At 55.2% G+C, this 18,252-nt stretch carries 23 protein-coding genes; 8 read left to right on the plus strand and 15 right to left on the minus strand.

The genetic code is table 11. The features are described from left to right. Window positions 1–43: 43 nt before the first annotated feature. The 5 genes from purB to rluE are packed head-to-tail and all read right to left on the minus strand — an operon-like array spanning window position 44 to window position 4,489. On the minus strand, window positions 44–1,414 hold the full coding sequence (gene purB / locus AC6I8I_RS07525; protein WP_312056931.1) for an adenylosuccinate lyase: 1,371 nt from the start codon (window positions 1,412–1,414) through the stop codon (window positions 44–46). A gap of 44 nt (window positions 1,415–1,458) precedes the next feature. Further along, window positions 1,459–2,100, minus strand: coding sequence for a high frequency lysogenization protein HflD (hflD, locus tag AC6I8I_RS07530; RefSeq protein ID WP_312056930.1), 642 nt, complete (start codon window positions 2,098–2,100; stop codon window positions 1,459–1,461). A 43-nt stretch (window positions 2,101–2,143) separates the two neighbouring features. Then, window positions 2,144–3,256 (minus strand): tRNA 2-thiouridine(34) synthase MnmA, encoded by a 1,113-nt coding sequence (gene mnmA / locus AC6I8I_RS07535; protein WP_312056929.1) that lies wholly within the window; start codon window positions 3,254–3,256, stop codon window positions 2,144–2,146. 39 nt (window positions 3,257–3,295) lie between these two features. Continuing rightward, window positions 3,296–3,772 carry an NUDIX domain-containing protein gene (locus tag AC6I8I_RS07540; RefSeq protein WP_497828492.1) on the minus strand — a complete coding sequence of 159 codons (477 nt, stop codon included), beginning with the start codon at window positions 3,770–3,772 and terminating at the stop codon, window positions 3,296–3,298. A 45-nt stretch (window positions 3,773–3,817) separates the two neighbouring features. Next, complete coding sequence (rluE, locus tag AC6I8I_RS07545) at window positions 3,818–4,489, minus strand: 23S rRNA pseudouridine(2457) synthase RluE (RefSeq protein WP_312756632.1); 672 nt, start codon at window positions 4,487–4,489, stop codon at window positions 3,818–3,820. A 97-nt stretch (window positions 4,490–4,586) separates the two neighbouring features. Between rluE and icd the strand changes: the two genes are divergently transcribed. Beyond that, window positions 4,587–5,837 carry an NADP-dependent isocitrate dehydrogenase gene (icd, locus tag AC6I8I_RS07550; RefSeq protein WP_046288384.1) on the plus strand — a complete coding sequence of 417 codons (1,251 nt, stop codon included), beginning with the start codon at window positions 4,587–4,589 and terminating at the stop codon, window positions 5,835–5,837. Between the two features lie 640 nt (window positions 5,838–6,477). Then, window positions 6,478–7,485 (plus strand): glycosyltransferase family 9 protein, encoded by a 1,008-nt coding sequence (locus AC6I8I_RS07555; protein ID WP_497828493.1) that lies wholly within the window; start codon window positions 6,478–6,480, stop codon window positions 7,483–7,485. Here AC6I8I_RS07555 and AC6I8I_RS07560 read toward each other — a convergent pair. From AC6I8I_RS07560 to AC6I8I_RS07575, 4 genes are all read right to left on the minus strand, one after another. Then, window positions 7,482–7,829, minus strand: a complete 348-nt coding sequence (locus AC6I8I_RS07560) for a DUF1493 family protein (protein WP_312056925.1) — start codon at window positions 7,827–7,829, stop codon at window positions 7,482–7,484. The genes AC6I8I_RS07555 and AC6I8I_RS07560 overlap by 4 nt on opposite strands. Beyond that, window positions 7,826–8,887 carry a glycosyltransferase family 9 protein gene (locus AC6I8I_RS07565; protein WP_497828494.1) on the minus strand — a complete coding sequence of 354 codons (1,062 nt, stop codon included), beginning with the start codon at window positions 8,885–8,887 and terminating at the stop codon, window positions 7,826–7,828. Before AC6I8I_RS07565 ends, AC6I8I_RS07560 begins: the two co-directional genes overlap by 4 nt. Before the next feature lie 367 nt (window positions 8,888–9,254). After that, window positions 9,255–9,425: a hypothetical protein gene (locus AC6I8I_RS07570; RefSeq protein ID WP_031374488.1), complete on the minus strand. Its 171-nt coding sequence runs from the start codon at window positions 9,423–9,425 to the stop codon at window positions 9,255–9,257. 189 nt (window positions 9,426–9,614) lie between these two features. Continuing rightward, window positions 9,615–9,863, minus strand: coding sequence for an ElaB/YgaM/YqjD family protein (locus AC6I8I_RS07575; RefSeq protein WP_312056921.1), 249 nt, complete (start codon window positions 9,861–9,863; stop codon window positions 9,615–9,617). Window positions 9,864–10,051: 188 nt separating this feature from the next. Here AC6I8I_RS07575 and AC6I8I_RS07580 point away from each other — a divergent pair, with 188 nt between their 5' ends. Further along, window positions 10,052–10,258 (plus strand): DUF2767 family protein, encoded by a 207-nt coding sequence (locus tag AC6I8I_RS07580; RefSeq protein ID WP_312056919.1) that lies wholly within the window; start codon window positions 10,052–10,054, stop codon window positions 10,256–10,258. Between the two features lie 63 nt (window positions 10,259–10,321). On the opposite strand, the gene AC6I8I_RS07585 is transcribed toward AC6I8I_RS07580, so the two are convergent. The 3 genes from AC6I8I_RS07585 to AC6I8I_RS07595 all read right to left on the minus strand — a co-directional run bounded on the left by AC6I8I_RS07585 (window position 10,322) and on the right by AC6I8I_RS07595 (window position 12,306). Beyond that, window positions 10,322–11,332, minus strand: coding sequence for a Ppx/GppA phosphatase family protein (locus AC6I8I_RS07585; RefSeq protein ID WP_497828495.1), 1,011 nt, complete (start codon window positions 11,330–11,332; stop codon window positions 10,322–10,324). Window positions 11,333–11,361: 29 nt separating this feature from the next. Then, the gene (locus AC6I8I_RS07590) at window positions 11,362–11,913 is read right to left on the minus strand and encodes a hypothetical protein (RefSeq protein WP_312056915.1); all 552 of its coding nucleotides are present in this window, start codon (window positions 11,911–11,913) and stop codon (window positions 11,362–11,364) included. A gap of 63 nt (window positions 11,914–11,976) precedes the next feature. After that, window positions 11,977–12,306, minus strand: coding sequence for a hypothetical protein (locus tag AC6I8I_RS07595; RefSeq protein ID WP_089561031.1), 330 nt, complete (start codon window positions 12,304–12,306; stop codon window positions 11,977–11,979). Window positions 12,307–12,521: 215 nt separating this feature from the next. Here AC6I8I_RS07595 and AC6I8I_RS07600 point away from each other — a divergent pair, with 215 nt between their 5' ends. The 3 genes from AC6I8I_RS07600 to AC6I8I_RS07610 all read left to right on the plus strand — a co-directional run bounded on the left by AC6I8I_RS07600 (window position 12,522) and on the right by AC6I8I_RS07610 (window position 13,714). Then, window positions 12,522–12,701, plus strand: coding sequence for a hypothetical protein (locus AC6I8I_RS07600; RefSeq protein ID WP_233988194.1), 180 nt, complete (start codon window positions 12,522–12,524; stop codon window positions 12,699–12,701). Between the two features lie 194 nt (window positions 12,702–12,895). Continuing rightward, window positions 12,896–13,279, plus strand: a complete 384-nt coding sequence (locus tag AC6I8I_RS07605; RefSeq protein ID WP_312056913.1) for a hypothetical protein — start codon at window positions 12,896–12,898, stop codon at window positions 13,277–13,279. Window positions 13,280–13,300: 21 nt separating this feature from the next. After that, window positions 13,301–13,714, plus strand: a complete 414-nt coding sequence (locus AC6I8I_RS07610) for a GNAT family N-acetyltransferase (RefSeq protein WP_312756642.1) — start codon at window positions 13,301–13,303, stop codon at window positions 13,712–13,714. Here AC6I8I_RS07610 and AC6I8I_RS07615 read toward each other — a convergent pair whose 3' ends face one another. Continuing rightward, the gene (locus AC6I8I_RS07615; RefSeq protein ID WP_312056909.1) at window positions 13,715–14,377 is read right to left on the minus strand and encodes an MBL fold metallo-hydrolase; all 663 of its coding nucleotides are present in this window, start codon (window positions 14,375–14,377) and stop codon (window positions 13,715–13,717) included. Between the two features lie 22 nt (window positions 14,378–14,399). Further along, window positions 14,400–15,323 carry a muramoyltetrapeptide carboxypeptidase gene (gene ldcA / locus AC6I8I_RS07620; protein ID WP_497828640.1) on the minus strand — a complete coding sequence of 308 codons (924 nt, stop codon included), beginning with the start codon at window positions 15,321–15,323 and terminating at the stop codon, window positions 14,400–14,402. Between the two features lie 166 nt (window positions 15,324–15,489). Between ldcA and emtA the strand changes: the two genes are divergently transcribed. Then, window positions 15,490–16,119, plus strand: coding sequence for a membrane-bound lytic murein transglycosylase EmtA (gene emtA, locus AC6I8I_RS07625; protein ID WP_084227875.1), 630 nt, complete (start codon window positions 15,490–15,492; stop codon window positions 16,117–16,119). A 56-nt stretch (window positions 16,120–16,175) separates the two neighbouring features. Here emtA and AC6I8I_RS07630 read toward each other — a convergent pair whose 3' ends face one another. Then, complete coding sequence (locus tag AC6I8I_RS07630; protein ID WP_312056905.1) at window positions 16,176–17,126, minus strand: sugar-binding transcriptional regulator; 951 nt, start codon at window positions 17,124–17,126, stop codon at window positions 16,176–16,178. A gap of 183 nt (window positions 17,127–17,309) precedes the next feature. Between AC6I8I_RS07630 and AC6I8I_RS07635 the strand changes: the two genes are divergently transcribed. Further along, window positions 17,310–18,251 carry a D-ribose ABC transporter substrate-binding protein gene (locus AC6I8I_RS07635; protein ID WP_312057567.1) on the plus strand — a complete coding sequence of 314 codons (942 nt, stop codon included), beginning with the start codon at window positions 17,310–17,312 and terminating at the stop codon, window positions 18,249–18,251. The last annotated feature ends 1 nt before the right edge of the window (window position 18,252 follow it).

Here is an 18,252-nt window from a genome sequence, read left to right on the forward strand (position 1 = left end):
AGGATGTTAACGCAGACCGGCCTGAACCGGTCTGCGGAGGGGGTTATTTAAGATCGTCAACCATCTGGATAGCACGGCCGATATAGTTGGCCGGCGTCATCTGCTTCAGACGCACTTTTTCCTCTTCCGGCAGCGCCAGGCTGTCGATAAACGCCTGCATGCCTGCCGCATCAACCCGCTTGCCGCGCGTCAGCTCTTTCAGCTTCTCGTACGGCTTTTCAATGCCATAGCGGCGCATCACCGTCTGGATCGGTTCGGCCAGCACTTCCCAGTTGTGATCCAGCTCGTCGAGCAGGCGATCGCGGTTCACTTCCAGTTTTGAAATGCCTTTCAGCGTTGCCTGATAGGCGATCAGCGCATAGCCAATGCCGACACCGAGGTTACGCAGTACGGTGGAGTCAGTCAGGTCGCGCTGCCAGCGGGAGACCGGCAACTTGCTGGCCAGGTGCTGCATCACCGCGTTTGCCAGACCGAGATTGCCTTCGGAATTTTCGAAATCGATCGGGTTGACTTTGTGCGGCATGGTAGAGGAGCCGATCTCGCCAGCGATGGTTTTCTGTTTGAAATGATTCAGCGCCACGTAGCCCCAGATATCACGATCGAAATCAATCAGGATGGTGTTGAAGCGGGCGATGCAGTCGAACATCTCTGCGATGTAGTCATGCGGCTCAATCTGGGTGGTGTAGGGGTTCCAGCTGATCCCCAGCGAGGTGACAAAACGCTCGCTCAGCTGATGCCAGTCAACTTCCGGATAGGCGGCGATGTGGGCATTATAGTTGCCGACTGCGCCGTTAATTTTGCCCAGCACTTCAATCTGGCTCAGCTGACGCAGCTGGCGCTCCAGACGATAGGCGACGTTGGCCATCTCTTTGCCCATGGTGGATGGGGTGGCGGGCTGGCCATGCGTGCGGGAGAGCAGCGGAATATCGCGGTATTCTGACGCCAGGCCTTTTACGGCGGCGATCAGCTGCTGCCAGTAAGGCAGGATCACGTCGCGGCGCGCGGTTTCCAGCATCAGCGCATGAGAGAGGTTGTTGATATCTTCGGAGGTGCAGGCGAAGTGAATGAACTCAGATACCGCATGCAGGGCAGGGACGTTCGCCACTTTCTCTTTCAGGAAATATTCGACCGCTTTAACGTCGTGGTTGGTAGTACGTTCAATGGTCTTGATGCGCGCCGCATCGTCCTCCGAAAAGTTGCTGACAATCGCGTCGAGGAAAGCGTTTGCGTCGGCATCAAATGCAGGAACTTCCTTGATCTCTGCGGTCGCGGCCAGTTTTTGTAACCAGCGAACTTCAACCTCAACGCGGAATTTCAGCAAACCAAATTCGCTGAAAATCGCACGCAGCGGGCTGACTTTATCGCCGTAACGACCATCGACAGGTGAGACGGCGGTCAGAGAGGATAATTCCATCAGTGCAACTCCTGAATCATTTAACAGTATTTTGCCGCACCGACTTAGTAAGTCAGTGGCAGCCGGGATAAGAGGGTCTTTGCTTCACGCAGCAAGCGCTGGCGCGAAAACATCAGTTGCAGACGGCCACCGCCGACCTGCTGCCACAAAACGGCGGCACGAATGCCGGCTAACAGCGTGGCCCGGACTTTACTCTGCAACTGCGGGTTCTGCAGCACGGCGGGCGAACCGGTCACCTGGATACGCGGACCTAACGGGCTGATAACGTCAACGTAGATGCCGGCCATGGCGCTCAGAATGGTATCGGATTCCAGTTCGTAGTGCGCCAGCTGACGATCGAGCTGGCTGATACGCTGAGCCAGCGTCGCCATCGCGGATTTATTGGCGCTGAGTTTACGCTCCAGCACCATCATGCTGAGGGTGTAACGCGTCAGTTCCGCGCCCGCGCCCTGACGACTGCTGCTGTTGAGCACCGCCATCAGGGTTTCGAGACCGAGGCGCAGGTTGGCTTCATTGTTGCCAAATACCGCCAGCGTCGAGCCGGGATTGAGATCCAGCACGCTGCGCAGCGTCACGGTAAACGCCTCGGGCTGACAGTGACCCTGCTGTGCCAGCTGCTGCACCAGATGGGCCGACTGACAGATGCCTGCCAGCGCCAGTGTGATTTCCTGATAGTTCTTCGCCACGGTTACTCCTGTTTACGCGTCATGTACGCCGGGTTAAGGCGGCTTATTTTGCGACTAACGGCAGACGCTCTTCGATAATACCGCCACCCAGGCAGACTTCGCCAAGATAAAACACCGCAGATTGTCCCGGCGTGACCGCCGCGACAGGTTGATCAAAACGGACTTCAATCCGATCTTCGCCGTGCGGAATAATCTCACACGGGATATCGGTCTGGCGATAGCGGGTTTTAACCGTACAGCGCAGCGGGGCGACGATTGGCTGACGATCGACCCAGTGCAGCTGCTGTGCGATCAGGCCGACCGACATCAGACGCGGATGATCGCCACCCTGTGCGACAATCAGGCGATTGCGCGCCACATCTTTGTCGACCACATACCAGGGATCATCTTTGCTCTCTTTCAGGCCGCCGATACCCAGACCTTTGCGCTGGCCCAGCGTATGGTACATCAGACCCTGATGTTCGCCGACAATCTGGCCGTCTACGGTCTCAATTTCACCAGGCTGAGCCGGCAGATAACGCGCCAGGAAGTCACGGAATTTGCGCTCACCGATAAAGCAGATGCCGGTAGAGTCTTTCTTTTTGGCGGTAATCAAATCCAGCTGTTCAGCGATGCGACGCACTTCGGGCTTTTCCAGCTCGCCGACCGGGAACAGGCTCTGAGCAATCTGCTGGTGGCTCAGGGTATAGAGGAAGTAACTCTGATCTTTGTTGCCATCCAGGCCGCGCAGCAGCTGGCTCTGGCCCTCAACGTCCTGACGACGTACATAGTGGCCGGTGGCAATGAAATCCGCGCCGAGATCTTCAGCCGCGAACTCGAGGAACGCTTTGAATTTGATCTCTTTATTGCACAGGATATCGGGGTTCGGCGTACGACCCGCTTTATACTCTTCGAGGAAGTGCTCAAAGACGTTATCCCAGTATTCAGCGGCAAAGTTGACCTTGTGCAGCTTAATACCCAGCTTGTCGCACACCGCTTGCGCATCCGCCAGATCGTCCGCGGCAGTACAATATTCCTCGCCATCGTCCTCCTCCCAGTTCTTCATGAACAGGCCTTCGACCTGGTAGCCCTGCTGTTGCAGTAACCAGGCGGAAACGGAAGAATCGACGCCGCCGGACATACCGACGATCACTTTTTTCTGGCTGTTGTCAGACATGACACGCTCGCATAACGATAAAAAAACAGGCGGCGCATTCTACCATGCAGAAGACGGGCGCGCACCCTCATGAAACGGCCAGCGGAACGCGCTGACCAGATGTAACGGATAGCGCGCACCCTGTTGCCAGAGACGCACGCTTTCGGCCACCAGCGGTGAACGCAGGTTATATGCGGTGAGAATCTGTGCTGGCGGCAACCACCAGCAGCAGTCGATGTCGCTATCCTGCGGCTGGGTTGGCTGCTTTTTGGCCAGATCGAGCCCAAACAGAAAACGCACAAAAGGCGTATTATCAGGCGCTATCCACTGGTGAACGGTGATGAAATAGGCCATTTCTGCCGCAATACCGGTCTCTTCATATAACTCTCGTTGTGCGGCTTGCTGCAGCGTTTCGTCCGCTTCAAGGTGACCGGCAGGCTGATTCCAGGTGGGCTGTCCCTTAATGGTCTCTTCTACTACCAGCAGTTTACCTTCCGCCTGCACTAAACAGGCGACCGTGACATGAGGTTTAAACATCGTTCCTCCGTAATTGTTAACCTGACGTTATAAAAAATTGCACTGTCAGGCCGGACTGTCATCAGCATCGCGCCACGCGCCGGGTGCCAGATTATCGAGCGTATAACCGCCCATCGCATAACGGATCAGCCGCAGAGTGGGAAAACCGATATGGGCCGTCATCCGGCGCAGCTGGCGGTTGCGGCCCTCATACAGCGTCACTTTCAGCCACTGGGTCGGGATATTTTTACGCTCGCGAATCGGCGGCTGGCGCGGCCAGAGCCACGCTGGTTCGGCGACTTTCTCGACCTGCGCCGGCAGGGTTGGGCCATCTTTCAGATTAACCCCATCCCGCAACGGTTGCAGGTCGGTCTCCTGTGGCTCGCCCTCGACCTGCACATAGTAAATCTTGCCGGTGCGTTTGCCCGGCTGAGTCAGCGCGGCCTGTAAGGCGCCATCGTTGGTCAGCACCATCAATCCTTCGCTGTCGCGATCGAGGCGGCCCGCGGCATAGACCCCGGCTACGCTGATGAAATTTTTCAGGGTCCGACGGCCCGCTTCATCGGTGAACTGTGGCAAAACATCGAAGGGTTTGTTAAACAGCACCACGCGGCGCGGCGCAGCACTACGCTCAGGGGCACGTCGCGCATCACGCGTCGGGCGGCTGAATCGTTTATCCTGGTGAATTCGTTGAGAAGTTTTTCGCATGGGCTTTGCAGTCAGAAACAATCGGCGCATTATAACGCGAAATTGCGGTGATTGGCGTGACGGAAATATTCAAGTAGTATTGACCCGCATCTTACAAATCATTAACAAAATCGCCTAGGAGAGGTTAATGGAAAGCAAAGTAGTTGTTCCGGCGGAAGGTCAAAAAATCACCCTGAACCAGGGCAAACTGGTTGTCCCGAATAATCCGGTCATTCCTTACATTGAGGGTGACGGTATCGGCGTTGATGTTTCACCAGTGATGCTGAAAGTGGTCGACGCTGCGGTGAAGAAAGCCTACAACGGCGAGCGCAAAATCTCCTGGATGGAGATTTACACCGGTGAGAAATCCGTGGAACTTTACGGCCAGGACGTCTGGCTGCCACAGGAAACCCTCGACTTAATTAAAGAATATCGCGTTGCCATCAAAGGCCCACTGACCACCCCGGTCGGCGGCGGTATTCGTTCACTGAACGTTGCCCTGCGTCAGGAGCTGGACCTCTACGTCTGCCTGCGTCCGGTACGTTACTACAAAGGCACACCAAGCCCGGTTAAACGTCCTGAAGAGACCGACATGGTGATCTTCCGTGAAAACTCCGAAGATATCTATGCCGGTATCGAGTGGAAAGCGGGTTCTGCCGAAGCGGACAAAGTGATCAAGTTCCTGCGTGAAGAGATGGGCGTGAAGAAAATTCGCTTCCCTGAGCAGTGTGGTATCGGCGTTAAGCCGTGCTCGGAAGAGGGTACCAAGCGTCTGGTTCGCGCGGCAGTGGAATACACCATCACCAACGATCGTGATTCCCTGACCCTGGTCCACAAAGGCAACATCATGAAGTTCACCGAAGGCTCGTTCAAAGACTGGGGTTACCAGTTAGTGAAAGAAGAGTTCGGCGGCGAACTGATCGACGGTGGCCCGTGGATGAAGTTCAAAAACCCGAACACCGGTAAAGAGATCATCGTTAAAGATGTGATTGCCGATGCGTTCCTGCAGCAGATCCTGCTGCGTCCGGCTGAATATGACGTTATCGCCTGTATGAACCTGAACGGTGACTACATCTCCGACGCCCTGGCGGCGCAGGTTGGCGGTATCGGTATTGCACCAGGCGCTAACATCGGTGATGAGTGCGCGCTGTTCGAAGCCACGCACGGTACTGCACCGAAGTATGCCGGACAGGATAAAGTGAACCCAGGTTCAGTCATCCTGTCAGCAGAAATGATGCTGCGTCACATGGAATGGTTCGAAGCGGCAGACCTGATTGTTAAAGGTGTTGAAGGCGCTATCGCTAACAAGACCGTGACTTACGATTTCGAACGCCTGATGGATGGCGCTAAACTGCTGAAATGTTCAGAGTTTGGTGACGCTATCATCGAAAATATGTAATCAGTTTTAAGCGATACAGAGCCAGCACAAGAGTGAATTTTGTGCTGGCTTTTTTTGTTTTAAACCCTTCCTCAAAACTTCCCTGAAACTGTACGGAAATTCAGCAGTCATACCGCAAGCTCGATTCACTGTCAGCATCACTGTCGTTATCTGTCGACATCTGTCACCTAAATAGCGGCAAGCGGCGTATGCGTTGAGTGGATGCCTGTCGCATTAATAGTGAGCCACCTTTTTCAGGCAATAACCTCGACAGAGTGGCAGACGGATAGACCAGCGTCGGTAACGGGGTGACAACAGCGACGGTTAATTTTACTTCGCAAAACAATAGTAACAACCGCAATTATTGTTAAGCCGGTTACCCCGCACAATGAGATGATTCTTACGCCCCTTCAAGAGCTAAGCCATTGCGAGTGCCGGAGATAAGCGCCGGATGGGGCATGTTCTCAGACTGCCAGCAGGCGGCCTGTTTCATTTCCCGCCTGCTTTACTCTTTCCTGTTCTTCCCGCTATTGAACCAACCCCAATCTGCGCTGACTAATTGCTGACTTATGCCGTCACGGTTATCCCTTTGCGGACGCCAGTGGCGAGTCTTATTTTTAGCCAGCCAGACGGCGTAGCCGGTGTGCAAAGGATGTAAGAGATGCGGGTTTTGATTATTTGTCGGGATAATATTGGCGATACCTTACTGACCACGCCGCTGATCAGCGCGCTGCATCAGTCAGGTAAGCATCAGGTCGATGTGTTAACCAACAATTATGCGGCACCGGTATTGCAGCACAATCCTGATATCCGGCAACTGTTTTACTATACCAAGTCGCATCATCGCGAGGCGGGACAGGGCAGAATCGCCTGCCTGCTGCAGCGTTTGCAACTGATGCTGACGCTAAAAAAGAACCGGTATGATACGGTGATTCTGGCGAAAAGCCGCTGGGATCATCATGGCCTGAAGTGGGTGAAAATGGTGCGTCCGGGGCAGGTAATTGCGCTGGGAGAAGAGCCACATCCGCTGATCACCCGACTGTTAACACCGCAGACGTGTGCGCCGGCCCATATCGCTGAGATCCTGTTTAGTTTAGCCCGTCCCTTCAACCTTACGACTGCTGCGCCGGGCAAGCTGACGCTAACGCCAGATGCAGAGATTGCCGACCACCTGCGGAAAAGCTACGCCATCGATTCCAGCCTGCCAGTCTATACATTACAAATCAGCGCCCGTAAGCCGAGCCAGCAGTGGCCAGCTGAACGCTTTGCTGAACTGGCGGAAACCCTCGCCGCCCGTCATTTATGCCAGATCATGCTGTTGTGGTCGCCTGGTAGTCGCGATAATCCGCGCCATCCTGGCGATGATGAGAAAGCCCGCGAGATTATGGCGCTGTGCCCGCAGCTGACGCTGAAAGCGGTGGCGACTACCAGCCTGCCACAACTCATTGCAGCGATGTCGCTGTGTCAGGGACTGGTCACCAGTGATGGCGGGGCGATGCATATCGGGGCAGCGCTCGGTCTGCCGATCGTGGCATTGTTTGGCGACAGCGATCCGGCCTGCTGGCATCCGTGGCAGGTTAAGCATCAGGTACTGCAACCGGCGTCGCGTGAGGTGACCTCGCTCAGCAGCCGCGAGGTATACGACGCATTTGTGAACACCGTTATTTAGTCATTCCTCTCAGGCCAGCGGCCAAGGCTGGCCGCCTCACACAGCAAAGCCACCGTCAGTGGACGGTAGGGCAAGCCAGCAGCGAACCCCAGCCGCCCGTCCAGCGCAGAACGTGATGCCGGAAAATAGCAGCTTTCATCGTAGTGCCTTGAACAGACCCCGAAGGTAATAAAGAAATCACTCATCAGTATCGCGAATTCCACCTCGCTCAGCGGCAACTGCTGCAGGTGGAAGTCGTGACGATCAATTTTCCTGAACCAGCCAAACAGCGTTGGCTGGTTGTGATACTCAATCAACGCGATCACCGCTTGTGGCGAACAGGGCTTGCGGGGCGTCTCCATCATCCCACCAGCTGGGTCACGGCCTGATGGACTTCCTCAGCCTTGATTGAGGCCATAGGATGTTGCGAGGCGTGGCGTTCCGGACGATGGATAACGATATGACGATCGCTGTCCTGACACGGACCGGTATAGCGTGGATTGGCAGTAGAAAACAGGCTAACGGTGGGAACCTGTGCCGCGACGGCAATGTGCAGCGGGCCGGTGTCACCGGTGACCAGCAGATCGAGGCTGCGGATCAGCGTAATCAGTCCGCTGAGATTAGTTTTTCCCGCCATTGGCGTCACGTTATTACGGTATTGCAGCGGCAGGCTGTCGATAAATTGCTGCTCAAGCGATTGCTCAGCCGCGGTGCCGGTGACAATGATTTCACAGTCAGGCCAGCTCTGCAGCAAGACCGTGGCCAGCTGACTAAAATGCGTCAGCGGCCAGCGCCGGATATCTTTCGACGCGCCCAGCTGAAACCCAATCCGCCGATGGGCGCAGGGTACAGCGGCCGGGCTGTCCAGCAGCGGCAGATGCATCTCCGTCTGGTGGGTTTCGGCACCCAGCGATTCCACTAATTTTAGTTTGCGCTTAATAGTGTGATCGTCGAAAAAACCTGAGTAGTAATCGAGATGTTTATTTAATAGCGCAGGTTCGCTGCCATAGTGATCGCGAATTATTGTCTGGCTGCCGGTGATGACTGAACTTAATATATCGTATGGGAAATGGGCGTGTAATATCACCGAAAGGTCGGGTTTTTTACGTCGCAGTTTAAACAGCAAGGGTAAAAAATTCAGCATTTTATTATCCCAGATATAGATATCATCGAACCAGTGATAGCGGGTGACTAAATCTTTATTTTTCTTACTGGAGACGAGGATAAATTTACTGGTGGGAAAACGGTTTTTCAGGCTCCAGATCGCCGGCGTATTCATCAGGAAATCTCCTAGCGCGGTGGTGGAGTAGATAACCACCGTCTCAGGCGTCAGACCCTGCAGGCTGTGGGGCTTTTTCCGGCTGGAGAATCGGGAATAAAGCGTTAAAAGCCGGTCTATCAGATAAATCTTTTTTTTCTTCACGTCTGGAGTCTCTTAAACGTATTAATTTTATTAAACAGAAGGTGTTGTGAAGAATTAGATAATAGGCTGGCGGGTAAAGTTCATTAATTACGTTTGTTTTTATCGGCCGTAGAGGAAGCGTTGAAGTTATAAACAGATCCCTTACTGTTTCAAGGCGCGTTCTTTACATTCTGGCGGCCAGGCAAAATAAATAAAAAATAAATAAGTAGGATCATTCTGTAATTTAGCAAAGGGGAGAAATAATATTCATTTTGGCAGTAATTAATAGCGGAGTAATTATTAGTCAGGATGCTATTTATATCACTGCCCGCTTAACTATCGGCCGGGCAGATGAAACAGCCCCCGGCAACAGTGCCGGGGGAGCGTGTTATGACTGAGGCTGACCGACCGGGCCAGAACCCAGAGTACCGCCTGGTGAAGACTGACCGCTTGGCGCATGAGGACGGCCATCTTCTTTAATCGCGCTGCTCTGGTGTGAACAGCCCGCCAGTGACGTCAGGGTTGCTGCAACCAGCAACAGGGCAGGGAATGCTTTCATGTGACCACCTTTTATTTATTCAGAAAAGTAAAAAGAATCTGTAAGCGAATACCTGACTAAGCCTGGTTGAAAAATAGCGTTCAGCCTGAAGGGATTTGATTTTTCAGAGATTTCTCAGCATCGGGCGGGGCGCGACAGCCAAAAAAAACGGAAGCCTCAGGCTTCCGTTCTGTCACCTATTCTGCTGAATTATTTGCGGCCCAGCAGGAAGCCGATGAATACGCCCACGCCTGCGGCGACAGCCAGACCGGCAAAAGGACTGGACTGAACCTGATCCTTGATGCAATCCGCTGCGTCACGTGCGGCATAGCTGGCCTGGTTGGTATAACGACGGGCCGCGCCTTTTGCCTGATGCTCAGAGGAACCGGTTGCTGCGCCCCATTGTTCCTGAACGGCGCCAGCGGCTTCTTTTACTTTATCTTCGATTTTTCCTGACATTTAGTGCTCCTTGGTTTTAATGAGACTCTCCAAGCGTAGCAAAGATGACGAACTCTGCGCCGTTAAGCGGTAAATGAAGCGGTAAAAATCGTTTCTGGCTGTGAATGGCATTCTGTTTGCAGGCTAAGCGTTTACTGTCTAGCCTTTGTAAAATCGGGTCGATACTGAGCGTAACGGGAGGAGAGGCGATGAAACGTGATGTACTCAAAGAAGAAGATTATGACGAAGTGTGCCGGGTAATTGGCGACGCGGTCATTATGCTGGTGGAGTGCGGCCATGAAACCAAACGCGATGAGATCTACGACGTGCTGAAACGCACCCGCCAGCATCGCGCCCACGGCGAACGTGACGAGCAAAAAATGCTGGAGCACGCTATCCGTCTGATCAAGCCCTGACCTTTCTGCGCCACGCCGGATAGCCTGAACCGGCGCTGCGGCCGGTTCTCGTTGGCTGGCCGCTTACTGCAACAGCACGCCCTGAATCAGACTGGCATTGACTATGGTGACCTCGTCTATCTTCAGCGCCCGCATGTAACCCTCAACCAGCAGCAGATTACTGACGTCGGTTGCCCGATAATCGCCGGTCAGTTCGCTGTCGCCTTTCCAGACCTGCTGTTTCGCCAGCGCGCTTAAGGTGGCCAGGCTGTAATGCTGAGGTTTGCCTGCTAACTGGTTACGGATAGAAAAACCGTGCACCCCACCAATGCCAATCACCCGGCGGCCAGCCACATCCTGAAGGATTTCCGGGCTGACATCGTTACGGGCAAACAACCCGACGAAGCGCAGCACCGATTGTCGCCACGAACCAATCGGATTAGGCGACGCGGCGTCCGGGCTGTTTTTTAGCACCGTCAGGATGAAATTCTTCAGCGTCACCGAAGCGAGCTTACCCTGATAAATATCGGCGACCCGCTGGCCCTGTTGCTGTCGCCAGGCGGTCATCTGCATCGAACCTCCGCCAATATCCCACACCAGCAGCTGTTCATCGCGCAGTGTCGGGTCGTTAAGCGCCGCTTTCGCCGACACAAAACCGAGCTTTGCTTCCTGCTGCTGAGAGATGACAGCCAGCTGAGTATGGGTCTGGCTGGCCAGCGAGGCTATCACCGCCGAACCATTGCTGGCCCGACGAAATACCGCCGTGGCCACGCCGCTGATACGCTGCGGGTGATAACGTTGCGCATTGCTCACTAACTGCTGCAGCGCTATCTCACCCTGCTGGATAATCGCCGGGCTCAGCCGGTTGTCGCTGGCCGCCGACAGCGCATCGTTGTACGGCACGGCGCGCTGATCCTGAAACAGCATTTTCTCAATGCGATGCTTGCAGACATCCACCCGGGCGACGGCGATTTTGGTGCTGCCGGAGCCGATATCAAGGCCGGCCCGGATTTGCTGACACGTGTCGGCCCCGGCCGCGCCAGTGGACAACAGTGAACAGAACAACGTAACAGCAAGTAGCGCAAAACGGCGCATAGCGGCTCCGGTAGCAGATGAAAGCAGGATTAACGGGACGCCACGCACGCCGGATACCAGCTCACCAGGAAATGGCGCAGATGGTCGAAACACCATTCGGCGTCATCAGCCTGCGGGCAATAAAACTGAATGGTGATTTTTTCATAGTCGCGCTGCCGCTGACGCAGCGGTGACCAGCTCCAGTCGAGCACCGAGCGGGCATAATTCACCAGCGTGCCGGGCGGCATCTGGTGTTGCTTCTCCTGCCCGGCCAGATAGAGATTAAAGCGGGCTTCAAGCTGCAGCGCCTCATCATGGCCGTGATGCGGCAGATCGGGGCGAAAGGCCACGTCAACAAAGCCGCATACCGCATTGGTTTGCTGCTGCCAGTCGCAGGCCAGCGTCATAAACAGCCCATCCTGCAGATTAATCTCTTCCACCAGCCGACGCAGATTGACCGAATGAGCCAGCACCGCGATCTCCTCTAACCGGCCGGTTTCCAGCGTAAGATCGAAACCACAGGGATTAACCGAGCCATCGGCATTACGGGTGGCGGGGAAGGGGAAATCGATGTAACCGTTGTTATCCAGACGCTTTTCCATGGGAAAGAGACCTGCTGCTTGACGTTTCGTGACAATAAACCATCTGGCAGCAGGATTCACCCCTTATGGGCATGTCCAGGTAATCTGGGTGTTTTGATAAGGATTGATCAGGCGGAACTGCTTATCGGACAGGCGCTGGGCATAGTAGCCTTCACGCGTGACGGCGGAAGGCACATACCTGAAACGATCAAGCGACTGCAGCGGCCCGCTGTCTACCCTGACATCATCGCGGCTGACGCTGAACGAACTCACCAGGTCAAAGATGACACCCTGAGTTTGTCCCATTGATTGGCCATAAATCGTCGATACTTCGCCGGGACATTCAACGCCTTTCGGGCCAGATGAACATCCAGTCATCAGTATGATGAATATGAAAATGCTGAGTCGCAACATGATCCTCTACCTGCTTCAGTCCCTGGGGAATCTCGTGGCGCCGATTCTATCTTGTTGCGTCACTAATAGCTTGATCATAGCAGTTTCAGCACTGCTTCCCATTTGCAATTTGTTTAATCGGTAAGCAACAGGAATGTAAAAGAGTGACTTTGCTAATTAATTAACGTTATTCTTGGCTTCTTTGCGCACCACTTAGGCAAAACCAGGGATAAATGATGAACGAAGAAGAAGCACATCTAATGATTATTCGTCACGCAATTGAGCAACTTGAGAGCGATAAAAAGCACCAGGTGGTCAGTTGTGCAGCGGATATTCGCGCCGCCATGCAGGCATATGACGGCGAAAATGCGGGACTGGCCCTGATGTTAGTGGCTGCCGAGGTCTCGTCAGAATAACCTCAGACAGGCCAGCATACCCGACCCGGACGCTGGCCTGTTTACTTTAAATTATCTCAACTTTTCAGATTTTCCTTCCCCTGATTCTACCTTTGGCTGGTCTTATTTTGCCCACTGCGCTGCCTTTTCTCACGCCTGTGATGTGTTAAGCTAAAAAATCCCTAATAAAATCATCCATTCAGCGGAGAGATCAGATGAAGGCAGCACTGATGACCCTCGGCCTGCTGGCCTGTTATATCGCCCCAGCCTGGAGCGAGAGCGAGTTTCAGATTAACTGTCCTGGCCGTCCGACCATGACTATTTCACGCGCTGAGTATGGTTTAACCACCTTAATGTGGCCGCAGCGACATTTCCAGATTGCTGCCGGCCAGCAACGCACCCGGTTACAGGCCGGCGATAAGGTGGCGATTACCCGCTTTCGTAACGGCGATCAGTTAATCGTTAACCAGCGCAGTCAGGCGACCTTCTTTGTTTACCGCGACAGCGATAAGCTGGTGCCCTGTAGCCGCAGCGAAAAACGTGATGTCGATGCGTTGACCCTGGAGCGCTACGACGATCGTCAGCAGCCCAACTCTTAAGCCGCCGTGACAGGAGCCGCTATGCAACTCAGTATCACCGATAAAGTAACGCCGCAGGATCTGGATGAGGTCCGTCTGGGGCTGAATGCGTTCAACAGTAAATTTATTAATGTTGATGAGATTAAATCGATAGGGGTGTTTGTCTGCGATGAGCAGGGCAGGAAGCAGGCCGGGCTGACCGGCTCCACCGCCGGCAACTGGCTGCGAATCGATATGCTGTGGGTGAGTGATACGTTGCGCGGGCAGGGCGTCGGTAGCCAGTTAATCCGGGCGGCGGAGCAGGAAGCGCGCCAGCGCGGTTGCCGTTTTGCCCAGGTCGATACCGCCAGTTTTCAGGCGCGGCCTTTTTATGAAAAGCTCGGCTTCACCCTGCGCTTCAGCCTCGACCACTATCCCCGCCAGCATCAGCGGCATTATCTGACCAAAGTCTTGTGATCAGAACAGCGGCTGCTGGCGCAAATCCAGCGGCTGCTGTTCCGCTTCATCAATCGCGGCCAGCCAGCTTTGCAGCGTCACTTTTTTCCACGACAGATGGCCACGGGTGGTGCTCATCAGCACCACATCGGGCCGCAGCGTGCGGTAAAACTCCAGCGTCTGGCTCAGCTCAGCCGGATTGCTGTCCGGCACCAGCACGGTCACCCACCGGTCATGCGCCCGCGTCACCGTATCACCGACAAACAGATAGGTCAGGCCGAGCGGCGAATGGTACAGGTAACTGCTGCTGCCCGGCGTATGGCCCGGGGTGGGCAGCAGCTGGAAATTGCCGAAATGGGTCTCCTGCTGTGAAAAGGTATCATCAGGCTCCACGAAACGGCTGATCGGACCCAGCGAGCGGCTGTGGCAGTAAAGCGCACTGCTGAAGCGTTGCTGAATCAGCGCGGCACCCGGTGCAGACTCATGCCAGTGGGTCAGATAGTGGCGGATTACTCCGCCGGTATCGGCGAGCACTTCATGATCGAGCGGATTTTCCACCCGGCCAATCAGCAGATTACCGCGCGGGTGACGCAGCATAAACCCGTGCATCATCAGGTCGTTAACGGTATCTTCCACCGGAAACTCCGGGGTTGAGATCCACAAATCGTCATACAACGGCTTCAATGTCGATCTCCTGAAACGTTTTTTATCCGCGCAGGACGGGATGCCCGGTCGCTTGCAAATGGGCGTGCCCCTGACTGACCTGTAAACGGGCACTGGCACCCAGTGGCAGGGTGACGGTATCCGCCGCATGGCCAAAGGCCAGCTCACTGATTACCGGCAAGCCGCAGGTGTCGCGCAGCCGTTGCCAGACGGTGCTGAAATCAAATCCGTTGTCATATTCTGACAGCGCGGTGCTGGTAAAGCTGCCGGTGACGATGGCGCGCTGGCGGGCCAGAATACCGCTCTGCTGCAGCTGAATCAGCATCCGTTCAATGCGGAACGGGTGCTCATTCACATCCTCGATCACCAGAATGCCGTTTTCGACCTGTGGCATCCACGGCGTACCGATCAGCGAACAGATCATCGCCAGGTTACCGCCCCACAGCGTACCCTGCCATTCGCCCTGATCCGGCGATTCGCTCTGCCAGTCTACGTTGACTGTAGGTGATGTCAGCGCCTGCCAGAAGTGCTGCAGGGTAAATTCAGATAAAGTCGTTGCGCCAAAATTGCCGGCCAGCATCGGCGCGCTGAAACTGATCAAGCCTACCTGCGCCAGCAGGGCGAGCTGGATCGCCGTGAAATCGCTGTGGCCGCACAGCGCCAGTGGCTGATTCAGCAGGCGACGCTGCAGTCCCACGTAATCGATCGCGTCCAGTAACCGGCTGGCACCGTAGCCGCCGCGCACCGCCAGCACCACATCGGGCAGGGTGCTGAGCGTAGCCAGTTGGTTGATATCCGCCAGCCGCTCGGCGTCAGTGCCGGCAAAGCGCTGGAAACAGCGGCTAATCACCTGCTGGTTTTCAACCTGATGTCCCGCCGCGCGCAGCCGTTCAATGCCAAGCAGGGCTGCTGGCTGATTGTGACAGTAACCGGATGGGGAGATAAGACGGATTGAACGTGAAATCATCATACTTTCCTGCTGTTAGCGCACCTGACTCAGGCCGATGATGACGAAAAGCGCCGCTGAAGTCACGGTACGGAAAGCGAATTAGTGCATTTAGGATAAACGGTAATTTTGCTCTGAGTCTGTCTGGGTATGATAGCATTCGCCACTTCTGCAACGAGATGAAAAATTGCTGAAATTCCGACACCTTATCCTGTCAGCGTTATTCCTGACCGGCTGTGCCAGCGAGCCGTCGCATCATGCCGTTAAACAGCGGAATACGCCGTTAACCCAGGCGCCGCCCTCCAGCGTCAATGATGCCTGGTCGATGTTTACCGAAGATGCCGCCAGTCATTATGGTGTTGATGAGAAGCTGATCAGCGCCATTATTAGTGTCGAGTCGGGTGGGAATCCGGGTGTGGTTAGCCGCTCTAATGCCGTCGGGCTGATGCAAATCAAAGCCTCGACAGCGGGACGCGAAGTCTACCGAACGCTCGGACGGCGTGGACAGCCTTCCAACGCTGAGCTGCGCGATCCGGCAAAGAATATCGATATCGGCACCGCCTATATCCGCATCCTGCAGGACTCCGCCCTGTCGGGCATCCGCGATCCGCTGACGCTGCGTTATGCCACCATCGTTTCTTATGCCAACGGCGCTGGCGCGCTACTGCGCACCTTCTCGCGCGACCGCGATCGGGCAATTGCGATGATCAATGCGATGTCGCCGGATGAGTTTTATCAGCATGTGCAGAATAAACATCCGGCAGCCCAGGCACCGCGCTATCTGTGGAAAGTCACTACCGCTTACCGCACCATCTAATCGCCTCGCCCGGCGGGGCTTAATGACGGACCCGCCGGCAACATCCTATAGCCGCCTCAGCCGGTCAGCAGCTGCCGCGCCGTCGGATAATCAACAATCAGCACGTTGACATAACCGCCGCGCAGCGCGCCCCGGATCGCCTGGGCTTTCTCGGTTCCACCCGCCAGCGCCACCACCTGCGGGCACCGCTTCACCTGCGCCAGCTCCATACCGATGACCGGATCTTCTTCAGCCTGCAATACCGGCTGCCCACTGGCGTCGAAATAGTGCAGACAGATATCGCCGACCGCGCCGCGCGCCGCCAGGGTCTGGAGCATCTCACCATCGTAATAGTTGCCGGAATTGCGCAGCAGCGCCGACGGCTCGAGATCGCCAATCCCGACGATCGCCAGATCGACCTGATCAAATTTAGCCAACACCTCCGCCACCTCGGCGTTGGCCGACAGCCGCTGGCGATCGCTGACCGAGCGCTCAATCGACTGCGAGGGCAGCAGCCAGGCCGGGCAGTTGAGTAACGCCGCCAGGTTTTGCGTCAGAATAGTCGCCTGCACATTGCCGTTGGCACCGACGCCGCCCAGCAGCTGAATCACCCCTTTGCAGGCGCTATTCAGCGGATGCAGCGCATCGACCATCGCCCGGATGGTGCCGCTCCACGATGAAATGCCAATCAGTTCATCATCCCGCAGGCGGGTCTCAAGATAGTGCGCCGCTGCCGATCCAATCGCCTGTTTAATCTGTAACGTCGAAGCCTGATCCGGCACATCCACCACGATCGCCTGCGGCAGGCCGTAGCTCTGCTCAATTGCTTTTTCCAGGTCAGGAAAAACATTAGCTGGCGGAACCACGCTGATCTTAACCACGCCCTCTTTGACGCTGCGGTTGAGAATGCGTGAGACAAACGACTGCGATAACTTCAGCGACTGCGCAATCTCTGACTGCTTTAGCCCCTCGACGTAATAAAGGGTGGCAATCTTCACCATCAGTCGCTGTTCATCCTGTTTTGCCATCGGTTTTTCCCTCTCTGATTCTGCCCGGTATTGTTAACCAGGATCGCCAAAATCACAACGCAGGTTAATTTGTGATCGTTTTCGCTTTTTAGTCATCGCGCATTGGACGAGGTGTCATCGTCGGTGCATAGTCATTATGCATATAAAATCGCGTGTGAATATATATTCAAGCGGAGAAAAATAATGACTCGTCCTCTGATCAAACTGACCCTGCTGGCTTCAATCATTGCTTTCTCATCCTCGGTGCTGGCAGCGGAAAGCGGGCTGCTGGCGATTATCACCCCGTCACACGATAACCCCTTCTTTAAAGCGGAGGCGGAAGGCGCGTTAGCCAAAGCCAAAGAGCTGGGCTACACCACGCTGGTGGCCTCGCATGATGATGACGTCAACAAGCAAAACCAGCTGATTGAAACGGCGATCGCCCGCAAAGCCAAAGCGATCATTCTGGATAACGCCGGAGCCGATGCCACGGTCGGGCCGGTGCAAAAAGCCAAAGATGCCGGTATCCCGACCTTCCTGATCGACCGGGAGATCAATAAAACCGGCATTGCGGTGGCGCAGATCGTTTCGAATAACTATCAGGGCGCGCAGTTGGGGGCCGAGAAGTTTGCCAAATTGCTCGGCGGCAAAGGAGACTACGTTGAACTGCTCGGCAAAGAGTCCGACACCAACGCTGGCGTGCGTTCGCAGGGTTACCACGACGTGCTGGATGATTACAGCGAGATGAAAATGGTGGCTCAGCAGAGCGCCAACTGGAGCCAGACCGAAGCCTTCAGCCGGATGGAAACCATTCTGCAGAAGCATCCCAATATCGTCGGGGTGATCTCCGGCAACGACACCATGGCGCTGGGAGCCGAAGCCGCGCTGAAAGCCGCCGGTAAAACCGCGGTGATCGTGGTGGGCTTTGACGGCAGCGACTACACCCGCGACTCGATTATCAATAAAGGCAATATCAAAGCCACGGTGCTGCAACCGGGCTGGGATCAGGCGCAGATGGCGGTCAGTCAGGCCGACTACTACCTGAAAAATGGCAAAGCGCAGAAAGAGGAGAAGCAGCTGATGGACTGCGTGCTGATTGACGACAGCAACGCCGCCAGACTGAAAAACTTCAACCTGGCGAAATAAT

It is taken from the genome of Pantoea sp. X-Soil-YNGN-775, assembly GCF_059730575.1.

Bases quoted from the DNA above. Each gene is read 5' to 3' on its own strand.
- purB (WP_312056931.1), bottom strand. From the start codon at position 1,414: ATGGAATTATCCTCTCTGACCGCCGTCTCACCTGTCGATGGTCGTTAC.
- mnmA (WP_312056929.1), bottom strand. From the start codon at position 3,256: ATGTCTGACAACAGCCAGAAAAAAGTGATCGTCGGTATGTCCGGCGGC.
- AC6I8I_RS07540 (WP_497828492.1), bottom strand. From the start codon at position 3,772: ATGTTTAAACCTCATGTCACGGTCGCCTGTTTAGTGCAGGCGGAAGGT.
- rluE (WP_312756632.1), bottom strand. From the start codon at position 4,489: ATGCGCCGATTGTTTCTGACTGCAAAGCCCATGCGAAAAACTTCTCAA.
- icd (WP_046288384.1), top strand. From the start codon at position 4,587: ATGGAAAGCAAAGTAGTTGTTCCGGCGGAAGGTCAAAAAATCACCCTG.
- AC6I8I_RS07555 (WP_497828493.1), top strand. From the start codon at position 6,478: ATGCGGGTTTTGATTATTTGTCGGGATAATATTGGCGATACCTTACTG.
- AC6I8I_RS07560 (WP_312056925.1), bottom strand. From the start codon at position 7,829: ATGATGGAGACGCCCCGCAAGCCCTGTTCGCCACAAGCGGTGATCGCG.
- AC6I8I_RS07570 (WP_031374488.1), bottom strand. From the start codon at position 9,425: ATGAAAGCATTCCCTGCCCTGTTGCTGGTTGCAGCAACCCTGACGTCA.
- AC6I8I_RS07575 (WP_312056921.1), bottom strand. From the start codon at position 9,863: ATGTCAGGAAAAATCGAAGATAAAGTAAAAGAAGCCGCTGGCGCCGTT.
- AC6I8I_RS07580 (WP_312056919.1), top strand. From the start codon at position 10,052: ATGAAACGTGATGTACTCAAAGAAGAAGATTATGACGAAGTGTGCCGG.
- AC6I8I_RS07585 (WP_497828495.1), bottom strand. From the start codon at position 11,332: ATGCGCCGTTTTGCGCTACTTGCTGTTACGTTGTTCTGTTCACTGTTG.
- AC6I8I_RS07590 (WP_312056915.1), bottom strand. From the start codon at position 11,913: ATGGAAAAGCGTCTGGATAACAACGGTTACATCGATTTCCCCTTCCCC.
- AC6I8I_RS07595 (WP_089561031.1), bottom strand. From the start codon at position 12,306: ATGTTGCGACTCAGCATTTTCATATTCATCATACTGATGACTGGATGT.
- AC6I8I_RS07600 (WP_233988194.1), top strand. From the start codon at position 12,522: ATGAACGAAGAAGAAGCACATCTAATGATTATTCGTCACGCAATTGAG.
- AC6I8I_RS07605 (WP_312056913.1), top strand. From the start codon at position 12,896: ATGAAGGCAGCACTGATGACCCTCGGCCTGCTGGCCTGTTATATCGCC.
- AC6I8I_RS07610 (WP_312756642.1), top strand. From the start codon at position 13,301: ATGCAACTCAGTATCACCGATAAAGTAACGCCGCAGGATCTGGATGAG.
- ldcA (WP_497828640.1), bottom strand. From the start codon at position 15,323: ATGATTTCACGTTCAATCCGTCTTATCTCCCCATCCGGTTACTGTCAC.
- AC6I8I_RS07630 (WP_312056905.1), bottom strand. From the start codon at position 17,126: ATGGCAAAACAGGATGAACAGCGACTGATGGTGAAGATTGCCACCCTT.
- AC6I8I_RS07635 (WP_312057567.1), top strand. From the start codon at position 17,310: ATGACTCGTCCTCTGATCAAACTGACCCTGCTGGCTTCAATCATTGCT.